The organism is Mycobacterium sp. IDUB_36, from assembly GCF_055419225.1.
In genome coordinates, this window is record NZ_JBVAXH010000002.1 from 1,041,287 (window position 1) to 1,065,736 (window position 24,450).

Below are 24,450 nucleotides of genomic sequence, written 5' to 3' on the forward strand. Positions count from 1 at the left end.
AGCGCGTAGCGCGATGGGGAGGAGCCGGGCACATCAAACCCAGCCCGGCGACGATTCAGAGCGCGTAGCGCGATGGGGAGGAGCCGCCCGGCGTCAGGAACGCCCGACGTTGAACGTCTCGCCGCAGACCACCGCGTGCACGGGACCGTCGAATTCGGCTTTGGCCTCACTGATGACGTCCTCGCGCGCGGTCCACGGCGGGATGTGGGTCAACAGCAGCTCGCCCACGCCGGCTGCCGCCGCGATCCGCCCGGCCTCGGTGCCGGAAAGGTGCAGGTTCGGCGGGCGATCCGGCGAATGCGTCCAGGACGCCTCGCACAGAAAGACGTCCGCCCCGCGAGCCAACTCGATCACCGCGTCGCAGTAGCCGGTGTCGCCGCTGTAGACGAACGAGGCGCCGGCGGCATTGGTGAAGCGCATGCCGTAGGACTCGGTCGGGTGGCAGACCAGCCGCGGCGTCACGTTGACCGCGCCGATCGTGACGGTCTCGCCGTCGACCCAGTGGCGGACGTCGAAAATGTCGGAGCAATCGTCGATCTCGCCACCGTAGGGCGACGATGCGGCGCCCAGTCGCGACCAGGTGTCGCTCGGTCCGTACAGCAGGGCTTTGCCGGCCGGCGGCGACGGGTGATAGCGGCGCCAGACGAACAGGCCGGGCACGTCGAGGCAGTGGTCGGCGTGCAGATGCGACAGCAGCACCTGCGCCGCGCCCGGGTCGGCGTGCCGTTGCAGCGCACCGAGAACGCCCCCGCCGAAGTCGATGACCAACGGCGGGGTGTCCGGCGCTCGGAGCAGATAGCCCGAGGCGGGCGAGTCCGGGCCGACGACGCTCCCGGAGCAGCCCAGCACGGTAACTCGCACGCCCACCACTGTGCCATGCCCGGCGGGATGTTGTGGAAAACATCCCCGGTTTACTGACGAGTAAGTCAGCCAGATGCCGCGATGTGACGGTGGACCGGTTCGACACCGGTGATCACCGGACCCAGGAAGCGAGCCGCGAGGGTCAGGAACGCCTCCGGGTCGCCGGTGGCCTCGAATACGCGCGTCGGCGGATCCGCATCGGGGCGGGCCGGGTGGGGGTGCAGGAGGTCGCGCTCGCTGAGCACGCGGAGCAACTCCTTGGCCGTCTCCTCCGCACTGGAAACGAGTGTGACCGCGTCCCCCATCGCCAACTGGATCAGCCCGGACAGCAGCGGATAGTGCGTGCAGCCGAGCACGAGCGTGTCGACGTCGGCACGCTGCAGCGGCTCGAGGTAGCCCTCGGCGAGCCCGAGGACCTGGCGCCCGCTGGTGATGCCGCGTTCGACGAAATCGACGAACCGCGGACAGGCCACCGCGGTGACCTCGGTATCGCGGGCGGCGGCGAACGCGTCCTGGTAAGCGCCGGACGCGACGGTGGCCTGGGTTCCGATCACGCCGATGCGGCCGTTGCGGGTGGTGGCGACGGCGCGGCGCACGGCGGGCAGGATCACCTCGACCACGGGCACGTCGTAGCGTTCGCGTGCGTCGTGCAGGCAGGCCGACGACGCCGAGTTGCACGCGATGACCAACGCCTTGACGCCGCGCTCGACCAGGTCGTCCCCGATGGCCAGGGCGTGGGCCCGGATTTCCGGAATGGTCAGCGGACCGTAGGGACCGTTGCCGGTGTCGCCGACGTAGACGATGTCCTCGTCGGGCAGTTGGTCGATGATGGCGCGGGCCACCGTCAGCCCGCCCACGCCGGAGTCGAATACCCCGATGGGCGCCAGTGCGTTACTCACGTCGGCTCAATCATCGCCGCGAGCCTCGCCGGCGCCGCTCACGCGCTTCGCGTTCGGGGCTGGACAACAGGTAGGCGGCCAGCACTCCGGCGATACCGCCGCACAGGTGCCCCTGCCAGGACACCCCGCCGCACACGTTGAGCTCCGGAACGGCACCCCACAGCACGCTGCCGTAGACGACCAGCACCAGCAGTCCGATCAGGATCTGCCAGCCCGAGCGGATGAAGAACCCGAACACCAGCAGGAAGGTCAGCCAGCCGAAGATCAGGCCGGACGCGCCGATGTGGTCGGTGTGGGGACACGGCACGTTGCCGATCAGCCAGGTGCCGAATCCGCCGACGATCCAGATGATGGCGGTGGCCCAGAGAAATCTCGACAGCCCGGCGAGGGTGACCAGGAATCCCAGCACCAACGCCGGCCCGGTGTTGGCCGCCAGGTGCGCCCAGTTGGCATGCAGGAGCGGCGCGAACAGGATGCCCCAGAGTCCGTCGGTCTCCAGCGGACGGATGCCGTTCTCGTCCAGCCGGTGGCCGTTGAGCTGGTCGAAGGCCTCGATGACGTACAGCAGCGCCACGAAGCTGAGGATGGTGGCCCCACCGACGACGAACGCCGATCGCTTCCTCGGCTGACGCGCCGGCGAGTGGGTGAAGCTGGTGCTCATGCCGGCGCCTGCCTTTCGGACGGCCGGAAAGCTCCCGGCAACAGTCCACGATAGGTCGGGATGTCGGCCACCGGGTCCGCGGCGATGACGGCAGCGACCACCGCCTGCGCCAGGCAGTCGGCCGCGGCGCTACCAACGGCGGTGGCCAGCGGCGTCTCCGGGGAGAGAGCGGCCGCCAGATCGGCCGGCGGCGGCACCTCGATGGCGCCGGTGGCCAGCGCGAAAACGGTGTCGCCGTCGACCGGGGTGTGCGCGGGCCTGATGCTGCGCGCCAGCCCGTCGTGCGCCGCACTCGCGACCTGTCGACAGGCGGCCGGGCTCAGCGCGGCGTCGGTAGCCACCACCGCGATCGTGGTGTTCAGCGAGCTCAGCGGCGACTCCAGGCCGGCCAACTCGTCGAGTTCCTCGCCCGGCGGTGTGGTCAGGCCGAACTCGGCGACCAGGTAGCTCAGCCACGGCAGGCCGGTCGCCTGATCGACCACGTTGCCCGCCGAGTTCACCACCACCAGCGCACCGACCGTCACGCCGGACGCCAACGTGGTCGACGCGGTACCCACGCCGCCTTTCAGCACACCGGCGCAGGCTCCGACCCCGGCACCGACGGTGCCCACGGCGACGTCGGTGCCGGCTGTCCGGCAGGCGTCGTACCCGAAGTCGGCGGTCGGCCGGTGATCCCAGCTGCCTACCTCGAGGTCGAAGATCACCGCGCCCGGCACGATCGGCACCACACCGCCCGTCATCGCCACGCCCCGGTCGTGTTCCTCCAGCCAGCGCATCACGCCGTCGGCGGCCGCCAGGCCGAACGCGCTGCCGCCGGCCAGCAGCACCGCGTCGACGTAGCGCACGCTGTTGGCCGGATCCAGCAGATCGGTCTCCCGGGTACCGGGCGCACCGCCGCGAACGTCGACAGCGCCGACTGTGCCCGGCGGCGTCAGCACCACCGTGACGCCACTCGCCCAGCCCGCACCCATTGCCGCGTCGGGATCCAGCCGGTGGTGCTGGCCGACCTGGATCCCGGCCACGTCGGTGATCGCATTCATCGCGAGCCCATCAACGCCAGGACCAGATACTCCTGCAGCACGGTCAGCCACTGGTAGACGTCGAGATGCCCGGCCAGCGGGTGGTTTTCGGGCAACCGATCCGGTCCGTCGGGTCGGATCTCGAGCATCGTCCCCAGCGCGAGCCGCAGATCGTTGACGGCCGCGGTCCAGGCGTGGGCGGCGTCCTCGGTCAGTTCGATCTTGCCGCCACCGTCCGGCAGCGTGTCCAGAAGCTGTTGTGCCGCAACCCGTTTGGCGTCGATGATGGACGGCTCGTGCAGGCTGCGCAGGGCCGAGTTCAGGCTGTCGGTGTCCTCTTCCACGTCATCGTTCGGCTTGGCGAAATCCGGCAGCAGGCGCAGCAGCGTCGCATTGTCCGGCGGCTCGGAGTTGCCGGTCTTCATCCCGGTCAACTGCTCGAGTTCGTCCTGCGGCGAGGAGGATTCGCGTTCGTCGAGCAACCCGATCATCGAGGCGATCAGGCTCCTCAGCAGGCCCGCTTCGTGGGCGTCCAGCGCGGACCGGAAACGGACGCCGTCAGCGGCTTGAATCCGCTTCCATTTGCGCACCTGATTCAGTGGTCCTGCTGCATGGTGGCCCACAATCCGGCCGCGTGCAGCTTCGTCACGTCGACCTCCATCGATTCCCGGCTGCCCGCCGAGACGACGGCCTTGCCTTCGTTGTGCACCTGCAGCATCAACTTGGTGGCATGCGGCTCGCTGTAGCCGAACAGTTTCTGGAAGACGTAGGTCACGTAGTTCATCAGGTTGACCGGATCGTCCCAGACGATGGTCACCCAGGGGGCAGCCGTGGCTTCGACGGTGTCTGCTTCCCGTTGCCCGGTGGTGCCCGGTTTGCTCGGGGCGGACGCAGCCATGGTTCACAGGATACCGAGTCACCCCCGCACTACCGATACGGTTGCGGGGTGAACGACTCGGGTGACACCGGGCTGCTGACCGACCGGTACGAGCTGACCATGCTGTCGGCGGCGCTGCGCGGCGGCAGCGCGGACCGGCAGTGCACGTTCGAGTTGTTCGCCCGCAAACTGCCCGACGGACGGCGCTACGGGGTCGTGGCCGGGACGGGCAGGTTCCTGGAAGCCTTGTCCAGCTTCAGGTTCGACGATGCGGCGTGCGAGTCGCTGGCGGAGTTCCTCGACCCGGACACGCTGACCTACCTGAGTGATTTCCGGTTCCGCGGTGACATCGACGGTTACGCCGAGGGCGAGTTGTATTTCCCTGGCTCGCCGGTGCTTTCGGTGCGCGGCAGCTTCGGCGAGTGCGTGGTGCTCGAGACCCTGGCGCTGTCGATTTTCAACCACGACACCGCTATTGCCTCGGCCGCCGCGCGAATGGTCAGCGCCGCAAACGGGCGGCCACTGATGGATATGGGCTCGCGGCGCACCCATGAGCACGCCGCGGTGGCGGCGGCACGGGCGGCCTACCTGTCGGGGTTCACGGCGACCTCCAACCTGCAGGCCCACCGCCGTTACGGCGTGCCGACCGAGGGCACCAGCGCGCACGCGTTCACGCTGCTGTACGACGGCATCCACGGGCCCGACGAGCCGGCCGCGTTCGCCGCTCAGGTCGCCGCGCTCGGCACCGGCACCACCCTGCTGGTCGACACCTACGACGTCACGACCGGAGTGGCCAACGCCGTCGCGGCGGCCGGCACCGGACTCGGTGCCGTGCGGATCGACTCCGGCGATCTGGGTGTGCTGGCCCGCCAGGTCCGCGAGCAACTGGATCGGCTCGGCGCCAGCAAAACTCGCATCGTGGTCTCCGGCGATCTCGACGAGTTCGCGGTGGCCGGACTGCGCGCCGAGCCGGTGGACAGCTACGGGATAGGCACCGCACTGGTCACCGGTTCGGGTGCCCCGACCGCGAGCATGGTCTACAAGTTGGTCGAGGTCGACGGGATACCGGTGGAGAAGCGCAGCGTCCGCAAGGAGTCGCACGGCGGTCGCAAAGAGGCGATCCGGCTGGCCCGTACGACCGGCACCGTCACCGTCACCGAGGAGATCGTGTATCCGGCGGGTCGGCCGCCGCCCGATACCGGGTTGTCGAGGTTGTTGACGGTTCCGTTGGCACGCAACGGCGAGGTGGTCGCGGAACCCGACCTGGGCGCGGCGCGCGAGCTGGTGGCATCGGGCTTGCGAAGCTTGCCGTGGGAGGGTCTGATGCTGTCGCACGGCGACCCGGCGATCCCCACCACGCAGATCCCGGCCCGACGCCCGCCGGCCGACGATAGGGAGTAGCCACGCCCGAGGATGTGCCGACGCCGGCAACGCAATTGCTGTCCACCGCGGTGGCCGCACTGGGCGGTAGCGAACGCCGCGGCCAGCTCGAGATGGCCGACGCGGTCGCGCACGCCTTCGAGTCCGGTGAACACCTGGCCGTGCAGGCGGGCACGGGCACCGGCAAGTCGTTGGCATACCTGGTACCGGCGATCGAGCGCGCGGTGTCGGACAACGTGCCGGTGGTGGTGTCGACGGCGACGATCGCGTTGCAGCGTCAGCTGGTCAACCGCGATCTCCCCCAGTTGGTCGACGCGCTCTCCGACGCGCTACCCCGCACGCCGCGTTTCGCTCTGCTGAAGGGCCGGCAGAACTACCTATGCCTCAACAAGATCCACAACGGCTCGGCCGCGGATGTCGGCGACGAGCCACAGGAGCTGTTCCGGCCGCAGGCGGCCTCCGCGATGGGGCGAGAGGTGCAGCGCCTCACCGAGTGGGTGTCGGAGACCGAGTCCGGCGATCGCGACGACCTCAAACCCGGTGTCGCGGATCGGTCGTGGGGTCAGGTCAGCGTGTCAGCCCGCGAGTGCCTGGGGATGGCCCGCTGCCCGTTCGGCACCGACTGTTTCTCCGAGAAGGCGCGGGCCAAGGCCGGCCTCGCCGACGTGGTCGTCACCAACCACGCGCTGCTGGCCATCAATGCGGTCGCCGACTCGGCCGTCCTGCCCGAGCATCGGCTGTTGATCGTCGACGAGGCTCACGATCTGGTGGACCGGGTCACCGCGGTGGCCACCGGCGAGCTGACCGCGACCGTGCTCGGTATCGCGTCGCGGCGCATCGCGGCGCTGGTCGAACCCGAGGTGTTCCAGCGCTGGGAACGCATGACCGGCAGCTTCATCACGCTGATCCAGAATGCCCAGGCCGGACGCATCGACCACCTCGACGACGAGCTCGCCACCCAGCTCACCGCGCTACGCGACGCGGCCACCGCCGCGCGGTCGACCATCGACACCTCGCCGACCGACCCCAAGGCCGCCGCGGCCCGCTCCGAAGCAGTCGCCAGCCTGGCCGACATCGCCGACACCGCAAACCGCGTCCTCGGGTCGTTCGGCCCGGCGATCGCCAACCGCACGGACGTCGTGTGGCTCGATCACGAAGACCACCGGGGGTCGTCGCGAACGTTTCTACGGGTCGCGCCCCTGTCGGTGGCCGGGCTGCTGCGGACCCGACTGTTCGCGGACGCAACCGCGGTCTTGACGTCGGCGACGTTGACCGTCGGTGGATCGTTCGACGCGATGGCACAGGCGTGGGGCCTGGCCGACAGCGAAAAACCCTGGCGCGGAATCGATGTCGGCTCGCCGTTCCAGCACGCCAAGTCGGGCATCCTCTATGTCGCGGCGCAGTTGCCGCCGCCCGGCCGCGAGGGCACCGGCACTGCCGAGCAGCTGACCGAGATCGCCGAACTGATCACCGCGGCGGGAGGGCGAACCCTCGGGTTGTTCTCGTCGATGCGCGCGGCGCGCGCGGCCGCCGACGCAATGGCCGACCGACTGTCCACGCCGGTGCTCTGTCAGGGCGAGGACACCACCGCCACCCTGGTCGAGCAGTTCGCCGCAGACCCGGCGACGTCGCTGTTCGGCACGCTGTCGCTGTGGCAGGGCGTCGATGTGCCCGGCCCGTCGTTGTCGTTGGTGATCATCGACCGCATCCCGTTTCCGCGGCCGGACGATCCGCTGCTGTCGGCCCGGCAGCGGGCGGTGGCCGCCGCCGGCGGCAACGGATTCATGTCGGTGGCGGCCAGCCACGCCGCGCTGCTGTTGGCCCAGGGGGCAGGACGGCTGCTGCGCGGCACCGACGACCGCGGCGTGGTGGCGGTGCTGGATTCGCGGATGGCCACCGCCCGTTACGGCGGTTACCTGCGAGCGTCGTTGCCGCCGTTCTGGGCGACCACCGACGCTGCGGCCGTCCGCGCGGCGCTGACCCGGCTGACGCAGGCCTGATTACCTGCCTCCTCGGCGCGCTAGGCCAGGGTGACCAGACCCAGCTCCGCTCCGGACGCCAGCATCGGATGATGCGGCAGCACCCGCACGGTGTAGCCGACCGAGCCGGCCACCGGCAGCGGCGTCGTCGTCGCGAAGATGTGATCGCCGCCGGACGCCGTCCCGGTGTACGGCATGTCCACGGTGACCGGATCCACCAGCACGTCGCCGGTCTCGACCCGGCCCACGACGGCCTGGACCGTCACCTCCTCCGGCCGCAGCCCCGCGAGCTGGACGGTCGCGGTCAGGGTCAGCTTCGACCCGAGAATCGGGGTGTCCGGCAGCCCGGTGCTGTCGACGTCGGTGACCCGGATGTGCGGCCACTCGTCGAAAGCACGCCGTCGGTAGGCAGCCAGCTCGCGGGCCGGGTCGAACGCAGCCTGCCCGTCGCTGTCGACGGCGACCGTCCGACGCAACGACTCGGCCGCGGGCAGGTAATAGCCCTCGGTGTAGTCGCGAACCATCCTGGACGCCAACACTTTCGGCCCTAATGTCTGCAGCGTGTGACGGACCATCTCGATCCAGCGTCGGGGCACACCGTGCTCGTCGCGCTCGTAGAACTTCGGCGCGACGGACTTCTGCACCAAGTCGTACAAGGCGGCGGCTTCGAGGTCGTCGCGGCGCTCCTCGTTGGCGACTCCGGAGGCCGACGGGATCGCCCAGCCGTTCTCGCCGTCGTACCACTCGTCCCACCACCCGTCGAGAATCGACAAGTTCAGGCCGCCGTTCAGCGCGCTCTTCATTCCCGACGTGCCGCACGCCTCCAGCGGTCGCAGCGGGTTGTTCAGCCAGACATCGCAGCCCCAGTACAGCAACCTGGCCATCGACATGTCGTAGTCGGGCAGGAACGCGATCCGGTGCCGCACCTCGGGCCGGTCGGCGAACTGGACCACCTGCTGAATGAGCGCCTTGCCGCCGTCGTCGGCGGGATGCGATTTGCCGGCGACGATCAGCTGGATCGGCCTGTCCTCGTTCAGCAGCAACTGCTCGAGGCGGTCGGGGTCGCGCAACATCAACGTCAGACGCTTGTAGGTCGGCACCCGGCGGGCGAAACCGATCGTCAGCACGTCCGGGTCGAAAGCCGAAGAGATCCAACCCAATTCAGCCTCGGGCGCGCCACGGACCAGCCAGCTCTGGTGCAGCCGCGCCCGGACGTCCTCCACCAGCAGGGCACGCAACTGCGACCGGATCCACCACAGGTGACCACCGTCCACCTCGTTGACCCGCAGCCAGACACCGGGGTCGGCGAACGAGTCCGATCCGACCAGTTCCTGGCCGAGCTGCAACCACTGCGGCGCCGCCCAGGTGCGGGCGTGAACGCCGTTGGTGATGGATCCGATCGGCACCTCGCTGGTGTCGAAACCCGCCCACAGTTCGTTGAACATGCCCCGGCTCACTTCGCCGTGCAGCAGCGAAACACCGTTGGCGCGCTGGGCAAGTCGCAGACCCATGTGGGCCATGTTGAATTTCTCCGGGTCGTCCTCGGCGCCCAGCGCGAGAATCCTGCCGACCGGCACGCCGGGCAGCAGCACCGACCCGGCCGCGACACCCGCACCGTCCGTCGAGCTGCCGGCGAAGTAGCGCTGTACCATCTCGACCGGAAACCGGTCGATACCGGCCGGCACCGGAGTGTGGGTGGTGAACACCGTGCTGGACCGCACCACGGTCAGCGCGGTGTCGAAATCCAAACCGGCGTCCACCAATTCGCGGATCCGCTCGGCACCGAGGAATCCGGCGTGCCCTTCGTTCATGTGGAACACCTCGGGCGCGGGCAGCCCTTCGATCGCGGTGTACGCGCGGATGGCCCGCACCCCGCCGATCCCGGCCAGGATTTCCTGCTGCATGCGGTGTTCCTGGTCGCCGCCGTAGAGCCGGTCGGTGACCCCGCGCATCTCGTGCTCGTTCTCGGGAATGTCGGAATCGAGCAGCAGCAGCGGTACCCGACCGACCTGGGCGACCCAGATCCGTGCGCGCAGCGAGCCGGGCTCCGGCAGCGCCAGCTCGACGAGTGCCGGTGCACCGGCGGCGTCGGTGAGCAGCCGCAGCGGCAGCCCGGCCGGATCGAGCGAGGGATACTCCTCGTGCTGCCAGCCGTCGGAGGTCAGCGACTGGCGGAAATAGCCGGAGCGGTAGTACAGGCCCACCGCGATCAGCGGCAGGCCCAGATCCGACGCGGCCTTGAGATGGTCACCGGCCAGGATGCCCAACCCGCCCGAATAGTTCGGCAGCACTTCGGCCACCCCGAACTCCATCGAGAAGTAGGCGATGCCGTTGGGCAGTGCTTTCTCGGGGCTGGTCGCGCCCTGCTGCTGGTACCACTGCGGACGGGTCAGATAGTCGTTGAGGTCGGCGGCCAACCCGTCCAGGCGATCCAGAAAGCCGCCGTCGAGGGCCAACTCGTCGAGGCGGGCCGGGTTCACCGCCCCCAACAGGGCGACCGGATCCTGCCCGCACTGCGACCACAGCGCCGGATCGATCGCCGCGAAGAGGTCCTGGGTCGGCTTGTCCCACGACCACCGCAGGTTGGTGGACAACAGTTCCAGCGCCGCCAGGCGTTCCGGAAGATGGGCACGGACCGTGAACCGACGGAGGGCTTTCACGCGTCCTTACCTTACTGACGCCGGGGCAGGTTTCGCCCCCCGAACAACGTGCGCCACCTGACCTCAGGTGTGGCCCGACACTACGGTGGGTACTGGGCGCACAAGGGCTTGCATCGCAGCCAGCCGAAGACGCGCAGGTCACGGTCAGACCGCGCCCAGGACGACAATCGACGAGCTCAGAAGGAGTATTCGGTGCCCGGTCGTGTCGAGATCGACGACGTCGCTCCGGTCGTTTCGTGCGGCGCCTACCCGGCGAAAGCCGTCGTCGACGAGGTGATTCCGGTACGAGCCGCGGTATGGCGCGAGGGCCACGACGCCGTCGCCGCCACCCTGGTGGTGCGTTATCTGGGACCGCGCTATCCCCTGGTCGGCGAGACCCGTCGGCTCAAAGCGGTCCAGGCGCCGACGGTGGCCGAACCCGCCGGCGAGACCGCCGTGCGGGTCAAGCCGCTGCACGTGCCCATGACGCCCGGGCTGGAGCCCTACGTCTTCCACGGCGTGTTCACTCCCGACGCGGTCGGGCTGTGGACCTACCGGGTCGACGGCTGGGGCGACCCGATCCACACCTGGCGGCACGCCGTCGAGGCCAAGCTCGACGCCGGTCAGGGCGAGACCGAGCTCTCCAACGACCTGCTGGTCGGGGCGCAACTGTTCGAGCGCGCCGCGACCGGGGTTCCCCGCGCGCGGCGCGAGCCGCTGCTGATGGCCGCCGACGCGCTGCGGACCCCCGGCGACCCGTTGCCCCGCGCAGCGCTGGCCTTGACCCCCGAGATCGACGAGCTGCTGGCCCAGTATCCGCTGCGCGAGCTGGTCACCCGCGGCGAGCAGTACGGCGTGTGGGTCGACCGTCCGGTGGCCCGGTTCGGGTCGTGGTACGAGCTGTTCCCCCGCTCGACCGGCGGCTGGGACGCCAAGGGCAATCCGATCCACGGCACATTCGCCACCGCGGCCGCGGACCTGCCGCGGATCGCGCAGATGGGCTTCGACGTGGTCTACCTGCCGCCGATCCACCCGATCGGAAAGGTGCACCGCAAGGGCCGCAACAACACCGCGACCGCCGTGCCTGGCGACGTCGGCTCGCCGTGGGCGATCGGCAGCGACGAGGGCGGCCACGACGCGGTGCATCCGGAGCTCGGCACGATCGACGACTTCGACTCCTTCGTCGGCGCCGCCGAGGAATTGGGGTTGGAGGTCGCTCTCGATCTGGCGCTGCAGTGCGCGCCTGATCACCCGTGGGCCAAGAATCACCGCCAGTGGTTCACCGAGTTGCCGGACGGCACGATCGCCTACGCGGAGAATCCGCCGAAGAAGTACCAGGACATCTACCCGATCAACTTCGACAACGACCCCGCCGGCCTCTACGACGAGGTGCTGCGTGTGGTGCGGCACTGGATGGACCACGGCGTCAAGATTTTTCGCGTCGACAACCCACACACCAAGCCGCCCAACTTCTGGGCGTGGCTGATCGCCCAGGTTAAGTCGGTTGATCCCGACGTGTTGTTCCTGTCGGAGGCTTTCACCCCGCCGGCCCGTCAATACGGTTTGGCCAAGCTGGGTTTCACGCAGTCCTACACCTACTTCACCTGGCGCACCGCGAAGTGGGAGCTCACCGAGTTCGGCGAGCAGATTCCCGAGATCGCCGACTACCGGCGGCCCAACCTGTTCGTCAACACCCCCGACATCCTGCACGCCAGCCTGCAATATGGCGGCCCGGGCATGTTCGCCATCCGGGCAGTGCTGGCGTCGACCCTGAGCCCTACCTGGGGGGTGTACTCCGGTTACGAGCTGTTCGAGGGCCGCGCCGTCGCCGAAGGCAGCGAGGAGTATCTCGACTCGGAGAAATACGAGTTGCGGCCCCGTGACTTTGCCGGCGCCCTGGCGGCCGGGCGGTCTCTGGAGCCATTCATCGCGCGGCTGAACAGTATTCGGCGGCTCCATCCCGCCCTGCAGCAGCTGCGCAACATCACGTTCCACGCCATCGACAACGACGCGCTGCTGGCCTACAGCAAGTTCGACCCTGCGACCGGCGATTGCGTGCTGGTCGTCGTGACGCTCAACGCGTTCGGTCCGGAGGAAGCCACCCTTTCGCTGGACATGGACGCGCTGGGCATGGAGCACCACGAGCGGTTCTGGGTGCGTGACGAGATCACCGGCGAGGAATATCAATGGGGCGCAGCCAACTACGTGCGCATCGATCCCGGCCACGCCGTCGCTCACGTCATCAACATGCCGCTCATCCCGTCCGAAGCACGAATCAGTCTGCTGCGACGGAGGTAACGCCGCGATGAAGTCCACTGAAAAAGTCGCCAGAGCCCGGCTGGCACCCGAACCCGGCGACCTGGCCCGGCTGGTAGCCGGCGAGCACCACAATCCGCACGGCATCCTGGGCGCACACGAATATGGCGACCACACCGTCATCCGCACCTTCCGCCCGCATGCCGCCGAGGTGGTCGCCCTGGTCGGTGACGATCGATTCCCGTTGCAGCACATCGATTCCGGCCTGTTTGCGGTGGCGCTGCCGTTCGTCAACCTGATCGACTACCGCCTCGAGGTCCGATACGACCACGGCGAGCCGCACGTGCTCGCCGACCCGTACCGGTTTCTGCCCACGCTCGGTGAAGTCGACCTGCATCTGTTCAACGAGGGCCGCCACGAACGTCTGTGGGATGTCCTTGGCGCCCATCCACGTTCGTTCACCACAGCGGACGGCACGGTCGAGGGCGTCTCGTTCGCGGTCTGGGCCCCCAACGCCAAGGGCGTCACCCTGATCGCCGAGTTCAACGGCTGGAACGGCAACGACGCCCCGATGCGGGTGCTTGGTTCCTCGGGTGTGTGGGAGGTCTTCTGGCCCGACTTCCCGCGCGACGGTTTGTACAAGTTCCGGGTGCACGGCGCAGACGGGTCGGTCACCGACCGGGCCGACCCGATGGCGTTCGCCACCGAGGTGCCGCCGCAGACCGCCTCACGGGTGAACGTGAGCGAATACCGCTGGAACGACGACGAGTGGATGACCGAACGCGCTTCGCGCAACGCGGTGTTCGAACCGATGAGCACCTACGAGGTGCACCTGGGCTCGTGGCGGCCGGGCCTGTCGTACCGTGACCTCACCCGCGAACTGACGGAATACGTTGTAGCGCAAGGTTTCACCCACGTCGAGTTGCTGCCGGTCGCCGAGCATCCATTCGGGGGCTCGTGGGGGTACCAGGTCACTTCGTACTACGCGCCGTCGTCGCGATTCGGCACACCGGACGAGCTGCGCGAACTGATCGACGCGCTGCACCAGGCCGGCATCGGGGTCATCGTGGACTGGGTGCCCGCCCACTTCCCCAAGGACGCCTGGGCGCTCGGACGCTTTGACGGCACCCCGCTCTACGAGCACTCAGACCCCCGCCGCGGGGAGCAACTCGACTGGGGCACATACGTGTTCGACTTCGGCCGGGCCGAGGTGCGCAACTTCCTGGTCGCCAACGCGCTGTACTGGATCGAGCAGTATCACATCGACGGATTGCGAGTGGACGCCGTCGCGTCGATGCTCTACCTCGACTACTCGCGGCCCGAAGGCGGCTGGACACCGAACATCCACGGCGGCCGGGAGAACCTGGAGGCTGTCCAGTTCCTTCAGGAGATGAACGCCACCGCCCACAAGGCCGCGCCCGGCATCGTCACCATCGCCGAGGAGTCGACCTCGTGGCCGGGTGTCACTCGTCCGACCAGTGTTGGCGGCCTTGGCTTTTCGATGAAGTGGAACATGGGCTGGATGCACGACACGCTCGACTACTTCGGCCGCGATCCGATCTACCGCACCTATCACCACCACGCGATCACGTTCTCGATGATCTATGCCTACAGCGAGAACTTCGTGCTGCCGATCAGTCACGACGAGGTCGTGCACGGCAAGGGCACGCTGTGGAGCCGGATGCCCGGCGACGACCACGCGAAGGCGGCTGGGCTGCGCAGCCTGCTGGCCTACCAATGGGCACACCCCGGCAAGCAGTTGCTGTTCATGGGACAGGAATTCGGGCAGCGCGCCGAATGGTCCGAGGAGCGCGGCCTGGACTGGTTCCAGCTCGACGAGAACAGCTTCTCCGACGGAATCCTGCGGCTGGTCCGCGATCTCAACGGCATCTACCAGGCGTCGTCGGCGCTGTGGAGTCAGGACATCAAGCCAGAAGGCTACTCCTGGATCGACGCCAACGACGCCGGCAACAACGTGTTGAGCTTCTTGCGGTACGGCAGCGACGGCTCGGTGATGGCGTGCGTGTTCAACTTCGCCGGCGCCGAACACAGCGGCTACCGCCTCGGCCTGCCCGGCGCCGGGCGGTGGCGCGAGGTGCTCAACACCGATGCCACCGTCTACAACGGCACCGGGATCGGCAACCTGGGCGGCGTCGACGCGACCGAGGATCCGTGGCACGGTCGCCCGGCGTCTGCGGTGCTGGCGCTGCCGCCGATGTCGGGGCTCTGGCTGGAACCCGAGAAGCCTTCTAGTACAGCGCGTTAGCCAGATTCCGCCGACCGGCGATGACTTCCGGATCGGCGGGATCGAAGAGCTCGAACAACTCGATCAGCCGGGTGCGCACCGACGTCCGCTCGTCGTCGGACGTCCGTCGCACCAACGCGACCAGCCGATCGAAAGCACCCGTCACGTCCTGGCTGAGTAGCTGCACATCGGCCGCGGCGAAGGCGGCCTCGATGTCGTCGGGCGCGGCGTCGGCGGCCGCAACCGCCTCCGGTCCGTGCGCGGTCGCCCGCATCAGGAATGCGATCTGGCGCACCGCCCCTTTGGCTTCGGCGTTGTTCGGATCGTCGTCCAGGATCTCCTGATAGGAGTCGAGCGCCGCTCCGAGGTCGTTGTCCTCGAGCTGCTGACGGGCTTGCGCGAGCGCCGGGTCCACGACCTCGGGCTCGTCGGGATCGGCGGCACCGCTGAGCTTTCCGGCGGTCGCCGACAGCAGCGAGTCGACCCAGCGGCGCAACTGGTCCGGCGGCTGCGCCCCCTGGAAGCTGGACAGCGGCTGGCCGGCGGCCAGGGCCACGACGGTGGGCACTACCTCGACACCGAAGATCTGCGCCACCCGCGGCGAGACATCGACGTTGACACTGGCCAGCGCCCACTTGCCGTTGTCCTGCGCGGCCAGTGCGGACAGCGCGTCGGCCAGCTGCAGGCACACCTCACTGCGCGGTGACCACAGCAGCACGACCACCGGGACCTGGTTCGAACGCAGCAGTATTTCGTCTTCGAAGTTGGCCTCGTTGACTTCGACGCCGGCCGACGCCGACGCCGATCCGCCGGGGCTCTCACCGCTGGCGGGAGGGGGCTGCTTGAGGGCGGAAAGATCGACCGCGCCGGCCAACGCGGGCCCGATCGGGGGACGTGGACGGCTCACGCGGTCAAGTCTGGCACGGCGGCGCCGGCCGTGTTCCATCCGGTTCCGAAGCCCGTATGAGCAACATCACATCAACTGTTGTCAACCCGCCGGCGAACCGCCGCCAGCAAACTTCTGGACGTCTGTCCAGTCACAGCCGTCCCAAACCGTACTGGCCGGTAACTAGCCAGCGCGCAAAATCAGCGCGTCACCCTGACCGCCTGCGCCGCACAGCGCAGCAACGCCGTACCCGGACCCACGCCGGGCCAATTCGAGGGCCACGTGCAGGGTGATTCGAGCACCGGACATCCCGATCGGGTGGCCGATCGCGATCGCTCCGCCGTTGACGTTGACGAGCTCGGGGTCGATGCCCAGTTCCTGCGTCGATGCCAGCGCGACTGCCGAGAACGCCTCGTTGATCTCCACCACGTCGAGCTGGTCGACGGAGATGCCTTCGCGGTCGAGCGCCTTCTTGATCGCGTTGGCGGGCTGCGATTGCAGCGTCGAGTCCGGTCCGGCCACCACACCGTGCGCGCCTATCTCGACCAGCCAGGTCAGCCCCAGCTCGATCGCCTTGTCCTTGTTCATCACGACCACGGCCGCGGCGCCGTCGGAGATCTGCGAGGCCGATCCGGCGGTGATGGTGCCGTCCTTGCGGAAGGCGGGCTTGAGACCCGCCAGCGATTCGGCGGTGGTGTTGGCGCGGATGCCCTCGTCCTCGCTGAACTGCAGCGGGTCGCCTTTGCGTTGCGGGATGCTCACCGGCACCACCTCGTCGGCGAAAACGCCGTCCTTCCAGGCCGCGGCGGCCTTCTGGTGCGAACGCGCCGCGTATTCGTCCTGCTGGCCACGGGTGAACTTGTCGACGTCGTTGCGCTGCTCGGTGAGCGCGCCCATCGGCTGGTCGGTGAACACGTCATGCAGGCCGTCGTAGGCCATGTGGTCGCGCACGGTGACGTCGCCGTATTTGTAGCCCGAGCGGCTGTCGATCAGCAGGTGCGGGGCCTTGGTCATCGACTCCTGGCCGCCGGCCACCACCACGTCGAACTCACCGGCCCGAATGAGCTGGTCAGCCAGGGCGATGGCGTCGATCCCGGACAGACACATCTTGTTGATGGTCAGGGCCGGCACATCCCAGCCGATTCCGGCGTCGACGGCCGACTGCCGGGCCGGCATCTGACCCGCGCCGGCGGTCAGCACCTGGCCCATGATCACGTACTCGACAAGCGACGCCGGCACGTTGCCTTTCTCGAGTGCACCCTTGATCGCGATGGCACCCAGATCGCTGGCGCTGAAGTCCTTCAGCGAGCCCATCAGCTTGCCGACCGGCGTCCGTGCTCCAGCAACGATCACCGACGTGGTCATGACTACCTCCAGGGCGGGGTTCGACAGCCGATCCGATGAATCGGCAGAGGCGGATTCTTTCCCGTCAGGTTACCGTGACGTGATGACCACCGATCACGTTGACACCCGTCGAGTACTCAGCACCGCACTGGTGACGGCCGTCGATCACGTCGGCATCGCGGTCCCCGACCTCGACGTCGCGATCGCGTGGTACCACGACCACCTCGGCATGATCGTGTTGCACGAAGAGGTCAACGACGATCAGGGCATTCGCGAGGCGATGCTGTCGGTGCGCGGCGCCGCGGTGGGCAGCGCACAGGTTCAACTGATGGCCCCCATCGACGACTCGTCGGCGATCGCGAAATTCCTCGACAAGCGTGGCCCCGGCATCCAGCAGATCGCGTACCGGGTGAGCGACCTGGACGCGCTCACCGAGCGGCTGCGCGACCAGGACATCCGGTTGCTCTACGACGTGCCCCGACGTGGCACAGCGAACTCGCGGATCAACTTCATCCACCCCAAGGACGCCGGCGGCGTGCTGATCGAGTTGGTCGAACCGGCCGACGATTCAGGCCACTAGCTCCACTTCCGGGTCGGCGACCGGGTCGCCCGATTGGCCCAGCACGGCGTGTGCCAGTGCCGTCGGTCATCAACAGCCACGTCGCCGAAATCGGCCAGCCAGACCACCACATGCGCCGTCCCCGAGCGGATTTCGTGATCGCACCCCGGGCACCGATACGTCTTGAGCGCTCGTGCCCCGGCTACCGGCCGCACCTCGTAGTCGTGTCCGTCCGGACCGGTCTCCAGTCGACGCGGGGCCGGCAGCGGCGCGACCGTCCGCTGCCCGCGCGGTGAACTGCGGCGCCGAGCCATATCGGCATTCTAATGAGACGGCTCAGAACAGCCGGAATTCATCGGAGTCCATACCGCGCATTTTGTCGTAATCCAATGTGAGACAACGGATTCCGCGATCGGTGGCTAAAGTTTTGGCCTGCGGCTTGATCTGCTGGGCGGCGAAGACCCCGCTCACCGGCGCCAACAGACTGTCGCGGTTCAGCAGGTCCAGGTACCGGGTGAGCTGCTCGACCCCGTCGATCTCACCGCGTCGCTTGATCTCCACCGCAACCGAGCGCCCCTGGTCGTCGCGGCACAGCAGGTCGACCGGCCCGATCGGCGTCATGTACTCGCGGCGCACCAGCGTGTACCCGGCTCCGAGCAACTCGACGTGCTCGGCCAGCAGCACCTGCAGGTGGGCTTCGACGCCGTCCTTGACCAACCCCGGGTCGACCCCCAACTCGTGGCTGGAGTCGTGCTCGATGTCCTCGACGGTGATGCGCAGTTGCTCGCCGGCCTTGTTCTGGACCACCCAGACCGGCGCCTCACCCTCGACTTCCTCGGACAGCCAGCACGGCGGGCTCATCCAGTTCAGCGGCTTGTACGCGCGGTCGTCGGCATGCACGCTCACCGAGCCGTCGGCCTTGAAAAGCAGAAGCCGGCGCGCCGACGGTAGATGAGCGGTCAGACGTCCGACGTAATCAACGGTGCAGCGAGCGATGACGAGGCGCACGCAACACACCTTAAGCGCGAGCCCGATAAGCAATTAGGCTGACGCCACCATGATGGCTACCCGATCGACCGCGCAACGGCTGGGACGACTGCTCGAGCGGGTGACCAAGCAGAGCGGGCGGCTGCCCGAGACTCCGGCCTACGGCTCCTGGCTACTCGGCAAGGTGTCGGAGAGCCAGGGCCGACGGCGGGTGCGCATCCAGCTCATCCTGACCGTCTTCATCGTCGGGGCGAACGTCATCGGTATCGGTGTCTCGACGCTGCTGCTGACCGTGGCGTTTCCCAAGCCGAGCATCTTCAATGGCTCGCTGCTCTGGATCACCTTCGGTGTCACCCCGGCCTACTGCATCGTGGCGCTGGGTCTGGGCACCTACCTGATCACCCGCCGCACCACCGGCGTACTGCGATGGGCGATCGAGGAACACGACCCCACCCCGGACGACGAGCGTGCCACCTTCACCGCGCCGTTCTGGCTGGCGTTCGGGGTGCTCACCCTGTGGGTGCTCGGCACGGCGCTGCTGACCACCCTCTACGGCATCGCCAACAGCACGTTCATTCCGATCGTCGGCTTCTGCGTCAGCGTGTGCGGCATTCTGGTGTCGACCGCGTGTTATCTCTTCACCGAGTTCGCGCTGCGCCCGGTGGCCGCCCAGGCGCTCGAGGCGGGCGGGGCGCCGCGCCGACTGGCCCCCGGCATCATGGGCCGCACGCTGACGGTGTGGCTGCTCGGCTCCGGTGTGCCGGTGCTCGGCATCATCGTCACCGCGCTGCTGGGCGGCGTGCTGCTGGACAACCTGAGCAAGACCCAGCTGGCGGTGGCCATCCTCGTGATCGCCGGTGCCGCGCTGGTTTTCGGCTTCGTGCTGATGTGGATTCTGGCCTGGTTGACGGCGACGCCGGTGCGGGTGGTGCGCGCGGCGCTCAAGCGCGTCGAAGACGGCGACCTTCGCGGCGACCTGGTGGTGTTCGACGGAACCGAACTCGGCGAGCTGCAACGCGGATTCAACGCGATGGTCGACGGGCTGCGCGAGCGCGAGCGGGTCCGGGACCTGTTCGGCCGCCACGTGGGCCGCGACGTCGCCGCGGCCGCCGAGCGGGACATGCCTCAGCTCGGTGGCGAGGAGCGTCACGTCTCGGTGGTCTTCATCGACGTCATCGGCTCGACGAAGTTGGTGACCAGTCGCCCGGCCGCCGAGGTCGTCCAGCTCCTCAACCGGTTTTTCGCGGTGATCGTCGAGGAGGTCGACCGTCACCACGGACTGGTCAACAAGTTCGAGGGCGACGCGGTGCTGGCGGTATTCGGCGCGCCCAACCACCTCGACCAGCCCGAGACTCAGGCGCTCAGCGCGGCCCGCGCCATCGCCCATCGCCTCGGCGAAGAGGTGCCCGAGATCAAGGCCGGCATCGGCGTCACAGCAGGGAAGGCGCTGGCCGGAAATGTCGGCGCCAAGGAGAGATTCGAGTACACCGTGATCGGCGAACCGGTCAACGAGGCCGCACGGCTCTGCGAGTTGGCCAAGAACAAGCCGCACCAGCTCCTGGCATCCTCGACCACCGTCAACGCCGCCGGCGACGAGGAGCAGGCCCGATGGTCGCTGGGCGACAGCGTCACGCTGCGCGGCCACGACCAGCCGACCCAGTTGGCGACACTCGCCTGATCGCGGCGCGCTCAGTCCTCGGCGGGCACCCCGTGCGTGAACACCGCCCGACTGACCCGCAGCCAGGCGTTGCGAAAGCGATCCGGGTCGATGCCGCCGGGTGAGCGGCCGAGCAGGACTTCCATCACCGGGACGTAGCTCAGCGCGGCCAGCAACACCGCGCTGATCGCCTCCGGATCCTCGATTTCGTGGCCGGCATCTTCCGCCGTGGCGCTCAGTGCATGGCCCATCGTCGTGCAGGCGAAGGCCAGGTTGCTGCCCCACAGCTCGTCCACCAGGTCCGGCGCCGCATCCGGTTCGTGCAACATCAGCCGGAGCACGTCGGCGTTCTCGGCAATGGTCTGCTGAGCGGCCTCGGCGACACGGTTGAGTGCGTCCAGACGATCGGCCGGCGTGGTGGCCTGCCGCCAGGCTTGCGAGCTGCGCATCCGGTCCAGACCTCGCCGTAAAGCGGCCCGCAATACGTCGTTCTTGCTGCGGAAATGCCGATACATCGCGCCCGAGCCGGGCGACATTCCCGCCGCCTTCTGAATCTCGGCGGTCGAGGTGGCCGCATAGCCGCGACTGGCGAAGAGTTCGAGTGCCGTGTCGAGCAGGCGGTCGCGACTAGAAGAGTCCGCCGTCTGCACGCGACCACGCTACCCGATTGCAACCTGAGTAGTAAGTAAGTACTCTCTCACCACGAGCACGGGGACATCGAAAGGACAGTCGAGGGATGGGCCTTCCACCGGCATCGCTAGCAACCGACCAGCGCCAGCGGCGGCCCCAAGGCGAGTCCGCCACCGAGTTTCTCCGCGATTTCCCCGCCCTGCTCGCCCTGAGCCGACTTCCGGTGCCCATCCTCGCCGTCGGCGACGGCGGCGCCATCGAGTTCGCCAATGACGCCGTTGCCGAGATGGTCGGCCACACCCGGCAGGAACTGCTGTCCATGACCGCGCAGTCGTTGGTGGATTGCTATACGCCGGATCGCTCCGGAGTCGTCGCAACGCTGCGGGCGTATGCCAACACCGTCATCCGATTGCGGCATGCCGACGGGTGGACCATGCCCGCGCTGGTCAGTGACTCGGTGTTGATCCGCGACGACGAAAAACTGGCCGTCGTCGCGCTGACCGACTTGACCGAGATCGCCTGGCATAGTTCGCCGGACAACGACCTCCTCCCCGGCTAGCCCGTCGCCGCCGCGCCGACGGCGACCCCGCACCCCTTGTGCGGCCGGTCGTCGCGCCCTGACGTGCGGACGTTGATGTCGCTTTTCCGCCAGTAATGTCGGTGGGCGGGTGTAAGTCTCTAGTCGTGCACGAAGACTTCGACCGCTGCTACCGCGCCGTCCAATCCAAGGACGCCCGCTTCGACGGCTGGTTCGTCACCGCGGTGCGCACGACCGGAATTTACTGTCGCCCCAGCTGCCCGGTCCGGCCCCCGTTCGCCCGCAACATGCGGTTCTATCCGACGGCGGCGGCCGCCCAGCGGGCCGGCTTCCGGGCCTGTAAGCGATGCCGTCCGGACGCCTCGCCGGGCTCACCGGAGTGGAACATCCGCGACGACCTCGTCGCCCGGGCGATGCGGCTGATCGCGGACGGCACGGTCGACCGCGACGGCGTCGCGGGCCTGGCCGCCCGCCTCGGCTATACCGCTCGACAGCTGCAACGCCTCCTGCGCGAGGAGACCGGCGCGGGCCCGCTCGCCCTCGCTCGCGCGCAGCGCGCCCAGACGGCACGGATTCTGATCGAGACGACCGAGCTGCCGTTCGGCGATATCGCTTTTGCCGCAGGGTTTTCCAGCATCCGGCAGTTCAATGACACGGTTCGCCTGGTGTTCGCCGGCACGCCGACCGATCTCCGCAGCCGCGCTACCCGGCGCCACGACGGGACAGCGGACATGCGTTCACCGGGCACGGTGTCGCTGCGCCTGCCGGTGCGCGTCCCGTTCGCCTACGAGGGAATCTTCGGCCATCTGGCCGCCAGCGTGGTAGCCGGGTGCGAGGAGGTGCGCGACGGCGCGTACCGCCGGACGCTGCGTCTGCCATTCGGCAAGGGAATCGTCAGCCTGACACCGGTGCCCGACCATGTCCGTTGCGTGCTTGCGCTCGACGACTTCCGCGACTTGGCGTCCGCGATCTCACGATGCCGGCGTCTGCTCGATCTCGATGCCGACCCCGACGCGGTGATCGACGCCTTGAGTTCTGATGCGGCGCTGGCGGCGGTGGTGGCCAAGGCGCCCGGGCAGCGCATTCCCCGCACCGTCGACGAGGCGGAGCTCGCGGTCCGGGCTGTCCTGGGCCAGCAGGTGTCGATGAAGGCGGCGCGCACCCACACCAGTCGACTGGTTCTGGCCTACGGCGATCGGATTCAGGACGCCAACGGCGATCTGACACATACGTTTCCGTCGATCGATCAGCTCGGCGACATCGATCCCACCCACCTGGCCGTGCCGGCCAGCCGACGGCGGACAGTGACCGGGCTGATCGCGGCCCTGGCCGACGGCGCCGTGGTGCTCGATGCCGGCTGCGACTGGGAGACGGCCCGCCGTCAACTGCTGGCGCTGCCGGGTATCGGGCCGTGGACCGCCGAGGTCATCGCGATGCGCGGTCTCGGCGATCCCGATGCCTTCCCCGCCAGCGATCTCGGGTTGCGCTTGGCGGCCGAGCAATTGGGATTGCCGACCGAGCCCCGCGAGCTGACGGCACGAAGCCAGCGGTGGCGTCCGTGGCGTTCCTACGCCACCCAACATTTGTGGACGACGCTCGAGCACTCGGTGAATGACTGGCCCATGAAGGAGACCGCATGACTCACTACCGCACCATCGACAGCCCGATCGGGCTGCTCACGTTGGCGGGTCGTGGTGAGGTGCTGTCCCATCTGCGGATGGTCGACCAGACCTACGAGCCGAGCCGCACCGGATGGTCGGCCAATCCCACGGCTTTCAATGACGCTGTGGGACAACTCAATGCGTACTTCGCAGGTACGCTGACCGATTTCGATCTCCAGCTGGACCTACAGGGCACCGAGTTCCAGCGACGCGTATGGCAGGCGCTGCAGACCATTCCGTTCGGGGAGACCCGATCCTACGGCGAGATCGCGCAGCAGATCGGCGCCCAAGGCGCGGCCCGTGCGGTGGGCCTGGCCAACGGTCACAACCCGATCGCCATCATTGTTCCGTGCCACCGGGTGATCGGCGCCGGCGGAGGCCTCACCGGATACGGCGGCGGTCTCGATCGGAAGCGTTCACTGCTGGCACTGGAGACGAGCCGCACCTCGCCTACGTTGCCACTGTTCGAGCTAGAAGCCCGGGAACGGACGCGGCTGCGCACCCGCGGGATTGATGCCGGGTAGCAACGGCTGCGGAGCGGCCGCACCAGGCAGGCCGAGCGGGAGCCCCGGGCCGCCGGCGCCGGGAAGCGGGAACGGCATGTCGCCGTTGGCAACCGACGTCATCCATCCCGGGCACTGGGTCTGGATCGCCATGCTGGTCAGGAAGCCGGCCATGGGTGGGACCAGGCCGCCGTGGCCGCTGATCTCGGCCGCGTTGCTGGCCAGGCTGCCGCCGGGCTTGACGAGCATGGGACAGATGGACTGCCCCATCTGTGCGATGGCACTACTCACCGGGCCGTTGTTACCTATCCCGGCACTATTGAGTACCGGCGCCATGGCGTCACCGGCCGAATCGGCGTGCGCGGCGGGAACCGATGACAACACCGCGCCGAAGACAGCCGCGGTCACGATCACCGGCCGCACGATCGAGGTCGCCACCAATTCCGCTGTGTCCCAGCCGGATCGCCCGGTACTCGGCTGCGGACTCTTCTGTTTGCGCCGGCCCATGAGGCCGGCTGTCCTGCTCGCGGTCATTGAAAGCTCCCCTTCGTCGGCACTCCATGCACATAGAGCACAGATTTCACTTTGATAACGTTAGGGTACTTTTGTCACAGTAACGCCACGATCGGATAACTGTTTGCAACCGCAGCGTTGCGCTACCGCGACCTGCGAGACCCGAATGCAACAATCGCCGGTTTGCCATCAATCGTTTGCTGCGCCTGGGCGACAAGGATGCACGACAAATCCAGCTCTGCCGGCGCGGCCGGCGGCGGAATTCGTGCCCATATACAGAAATGCCCGTGCCCCCCAAGGGTTTTGGGGGGCACGGGGTGTGTTGTGTGTGTTCGGCGGTGTCCTACTTTTCCACC

At 68.2% G+C, this 24,450-nt stretch carries 22 protein-coding genes; 9 read left to right on the forward strand and 13 right to left on the reverse strand.

Annotated elements, in window-relative coordinates:
- Positions 1-93: 93 nt before the first annotated feature.
- Genes ACZYW1_RS23090 through clpS form a run of 6 tightly spaced genes read right to left on the reverse strand, consistent with a single transcriptional unit; the run spans position 94 to position 4,338 of the window.
- A complete protein-coding gene (locus tag ACZYW1_RS23090; RefSeq protein ID WP_463788765.1) occupies positions 94-867 on the reverse strand; it encodes a cyclic nucleotide-degrading phosphodiesterase in 774 nt (257 codons plus the stop codon).
- Positions 868-926: 59 nt separating this feature from the next.
- The gene (gene murI / locus ACZYW1_RS23095; RefSeq protein ID WP_463788766.1) at positions 927-1,760 is read right to left on the reverse strand and encodes a glutamate racemase; all 834 of its coding nucleotides are present in this window, start codon (positions 1,758-1,760) and stop codon (positions 927-929) included.
- Positions 1,761-1,770: 10 nt separating this feature from the next.
- Positions 1,771-2,421, reverse strand: a complete 651-nt coding sequence (locus tag ACZYW1_RS23100) for a rhomboid family intramembrane serine protease (protein WP_463788767.1) — start codon at positions 2,419-2,421, stop codon at positions 1,771-1,773.
- Positions 2,418-3,461 (reverse strand): P1 family peptidase, encoded by a 1,044-nt coding sequence (locus ACZYW1_RS23105; RefSeq protein WP_463788768.1) that lies wholly within the window; start codon positions 3,459-3,461, stop codon positions 2,418-2,420. The genes ACZYW1_RS23100 and ACZYW1_RS23105 overlap by 4 nt, the downstream gene beginning before the upstream one ends.
- Positions 3,458-4,030 carry an oxidative stress transcriptional regulator AosR gene (gene aosR / locus ACZYW1_RS23110; protein ID WP_463788769.1) on the reverse strand — a complete coding sequence of 191 codons (573 nt, stop codon included), beginning with the start codon at positions 4,028-4,030 and terminating at the stop codon, positions 3,458-3,460. The genes ACZYW1_RS23105 and aosR overlap by 4 nt, the downstream gene beginning before the upstream one ends.
- A 5-nt stretch (positions 4,031-4,035) precedes the next feature.
- Entirely contained in the window at positions 4,036-4,338 is a 303-nt protein-coding gene (clpS, locus tag ACZYW1_RS23115; protein WP_293001680.1) for an ATP-dependent Clp protease adapter ClpS, read from the reverse strand.
- A 48-nt stretch (positions 4,339-4,386) separates the two neighbouring features.
- Between clpS and ACZYW1_RS23120 the strand changes: the two genes are divergently transcribed.
- Together ACZYW1_RS23120 and ACZYW1_RS23125 are read left to right on the forward strand one after the other, a co-directional pair.
- Entirely contained in the window at positions 4,387-5,718 is a 1,332-nt protein-coding gene (locus ACZYW1_RS23120) for a nicotinate phosphoribosyltransferase (protein WP_463788770.1), read from the forward strand.
- Between the two features lie 92 nt (positions 5,719-5,810).
- Positions 5,811-7,697 (forward strand): ATP-dependent DNA helicase, encoded by a 1,887-nt coding sequence (locus ACZYW1_RS23125; protein WP_463788853.1) that lies wholly within the window; start codon positions 5,811-5,813, stop codon positions 7,695-7,697.
- 20 nt (positions 7,698-7,717) lie between these two features.
- On the opposite strand, the gene ACZYW1_RS23130 is transcribed toward ACZYW1_RS23125, so the two are convergent.
- Positions 7,718-10,336 carry a glycosyltransferase family 1 protein gene (locus ACZYW1_RS23130; protein WP_463788771.1) on the reverse strand — a complete coding sequence of 873 codons (2,619 nt, stop codon included), beginning with the start codon at positions 10,334-10,336 and terminating at the stop codon, positions 7,718-7,720.
- 192 nt (positions 10,337-10,528) lie between these two features.
- Here ACZYW1_RS23130 and ACZYW1_RS23135 point away from each other — a divergent pair, with 192 nt between their 5' ends.
- Together ACZYW1_RS23135 and glgB are read left to right on the forward strand one after the other, a co-directional pair.
- Positions 10,529-12,613: an alpha-1,4-glucan--maltose-1-phosphate maltosyltransferase gene (locus ACZYW1_RS23135; RefSeq protein WP_463788772.1), complete on the forward strand. Its 2,085-nt coding sequence runs from the start codon at positions 10,529-10,531 to the stop codon at positions 12,611-12,613.
- A gap of 7 nt (positions 12,614-12,620) precedes the next feature.
- Positions 12,621-14,837 carry a 1,4-alpha-glucan branching protein GlgB gene (gene glgB / locus ACZYW1_RS23140; RefSeq protein ID WP_463788773.1) on the forward strand — a complete coding sequence of 739 codons (2,217 nt, stop codon included), beginning with the start codon at positions 12,621-12,623 and terminating at the stop codon, positions 14,835-14,837.
- Here glgB and ACZYW1_RS23145 read toward each other — a convergent pair.
- Positions 14,821-15,723: a co-chaperone YbbN gene (locus ACZYW1_RS23145; protein WP_463788774.1), complete on the reverse strand. Its 903-nt coding sequence runs from the start codon at positions 15,721-15,723 to the stop codon at positions 14,821-14,823. The two genes, glgB and ACZYW1_RS23145, sit on opposite strands and share 17 nt — an antisense overlap.
- 162 nt (positions 15,724-15,885) lie before the next feature.
- Positions 15,886-17,067, reverse strand: coding sequence for an acetyl-CoA C-acetyltransferase (locus ACZYW1_RS23150; RefSeq protein WP_463788775.1), 1,182 nt, complete (start codon positions 17,065-17,067; stop codon positions 15,886-15,888).
- Positions 17,068-17,146: 79 nt separating this feature from the next.
- On the opposite strand from ACZYW1_RS23150, the gene mce reads away from it, so the two are divergent.
- Positions 17,147-17,626: a methylmalonyl-CoA epimerase gene (gene mce / locus ACZYW1_RS23155; RefSeq protein ID WP_463788776.1), complete on the forward strand. Its 480-nt coding sequence runs from the start codon at positions 17,147-17,149 to the stop codon at positions 17,624-17,626.
- Here the strand turns inward: mce and ACZYW1_RS23160 are convergent.
- On the reverse strand, positions 17,623-17,919 hold the full coding sequence (locus tag ACZYW1_RS23160; protein ID WP_463788777.1) for a hypothetical protein: 297 nt from the start codon (positions 17,917-17,919) through the stop codon (positions 17,623-17,625). The genes mce and ACZYW1_RS23160 overlap by 4 nt on opposite strands.
- 22 nt (positions 17,920-17,941) lie before the next feature.
- Entirely contained in the window at positions 17,942-18,613 is a 672-nt protein-coding gene (gene nucS / locus ACZYW1_RS23165) for an endonuclease NucS (protein ID WP_463788778.1), read from the reverse strand.
- Between the two features lie 49 nt (positions 18,614-18,662).
- Here nucS and ACZYW1_RS23170 point away from each other — a divergent pair, with 49 nt between their 5' ends.
- Complete coding sequence (locus ACZYW1_RS23170) at positions 18,663-20,270, forward strand: adenylate/guanylate cyclase domain-containing protein (RefSeq protein WP_463788779.1); 1,608 nt, start codon at positions 18,663-18,665, stop codon at positions 20,268-20,270.
- Positions 20,271-20,281: 11 nt separating this feature from the next.
- Here ACZYW1_RS23170 and ACZYW1_RS23175 read toward each other — a convergent pair whose 3' ends face one another.
- Positions 20,282-20,899, reverse strand: a complete 618-nt coding sequence (locus ACZYW1_RS23175; protein WP_463788780.1) for a TetR/AcrR family transcriptional regulator — start codon at positions 20,897-20,899, stop codon at positions 20,282-20,284.
- Positions 20,900-20,985: 86 nt separating this feature from the next.
- Here ACZYW1_RS23175 and ACZYW1_RS23180 point away from each other — a divergent pair, with 86 nt between their 5' ends.
- From ACZYW1_RS23180 to ACZYW1_RS23190, 3 genes are all read left to right on the forward strand, one after another.
- Positions 20,986-21,438: a PAS domain S-box protein gene (locus ACZYW1_RS23180; RefSeq protein ID WP_463788781.1), complete on the forward strand. Its 453-nt coding sequence runs from the start codon at positions 20,986-20,988 to the stop codon at positions 21,436-21,438.
- Positions 21,439-21,563: 125 nt separating this feature from the next.
- A complete protein-coding gene (locus tag ACZYW1_RS23185; protein ID WP_463788782.1) occupies positions 21,564-23,057 on the forward strand; it encodes a DNA-3-methyladenine glycosylase 2 family protein in 1,494 nt (497 codons plus the stop codon).
- A complete protein-coding gene (locus ACZYW1_RS23190) occupies positions 23,054-23,602 on the forward strand; it encodes a methylated-DNA--[protein]-cysteine S-methyltransferase (RefSeq protein WP_463788783.1) in 549 nt (182 codons plus the stop codon). The genes ACZYW1_RS23185 and ACZYW1_RS23190 overlap by 4 nt, the downstream gene beginning before the upstream one ends.
- Here ACZYW1_RS23190 and ACZYW1_RS23195 read toward each other — a convergent pair.
- Positions 23,549-24,115, reverse strand: a complete 567-nt coding sequence (locus ACZYW1_RS23195; RefSeq protein ID WP_463788784.1) for a hypothetical protein — start codon at positions 24,113-24,115, stop codon at positions 23,549-23,551. The two genes, ACZYW1_RS23190 and ACZYW1_RS23195, sit on opposite strands and share 54 nt — an antisense overlap.
- Positions 24,116-24,450: the final 335 nt, after the last annotated feature.

Coding starts and splice junctions, on each gene's coding strand:
- ACZYW1_RS23100 (WP_463788767.1), bottom strand. CDS start 2,421: ATGAGCACCAGCTTCACCCACTCGCCGGCGCGTCAGCCGAGGAAGCGA.
- ACZYW1_RS23105 (WP_463788768.1), bottom strand. CDS start 3,461: ATGAATGCGATCACCGACGTGGCCGGGATCCAGGTCGGCCAGCACCAC.
- clpS (WP_293001680.1), bottom strand. CDS start 4,338: ATGGCTGCGTCCGCCCCGAGCAAACCGGGCACCACCGGGCAACGGGAA.
- ACZYW1_RS23125 (WP_463788853.1), top strand. CDS start 5,811: ATGGCCGACGCGGTCGCGCACGCCTTCGAGTCCGGTGAACACCTGGCC.
- glgB (WP_463788773.1), top strand. CDS start 12,621: ATGAAGTCCACTGAAAAAGTCGCCAGAGCCCGGCTGGCACCCGAACCC.
- ACZYW1_RS23150 (WP_463788775.1), bottom strand. CDS start 17,067: ATGACCACGTCGGTGATCGTTGCTGGAGCACGGACGCCGGTCGGCAAG.
- ACZYW1_RS23160 (WP_463788777.1), bottom strand. CDS start 17,919: ATGGCTCGGCGCCGCAGTTCACCGCGCGGGCAGCGGACGGTCGCGCCG.
- ACZYW1_RS23170 (WP_463788779.1), top strand. CDS start 18,663: ATGATGGCTACCCGATCGACCGCGCAACGGCTGGGACGACTGCTCGAG.
- ACZYW1_RS23180 (WP_463788781.1), top strand. CDS start 20,986: ATGGGCCTTCCACCGGCATCGCTAGCAACCGACCAGCGCCAGCGGCGG.
- ACZYW1_RS23190 (WP_463788783.1), top strand. CDS start 23,054: ATGACTCACTACCGCACCATCGACAGCCCGATCGGGCTGCTCACGTTG.
- ACZYW1_RS23195 (WP_463788784.1), bottom strand. CDS start 24,115: ATGACCGCGAGCAGGACAGCCGGCCTCATGGGCCGGCGCAAACAGAAG.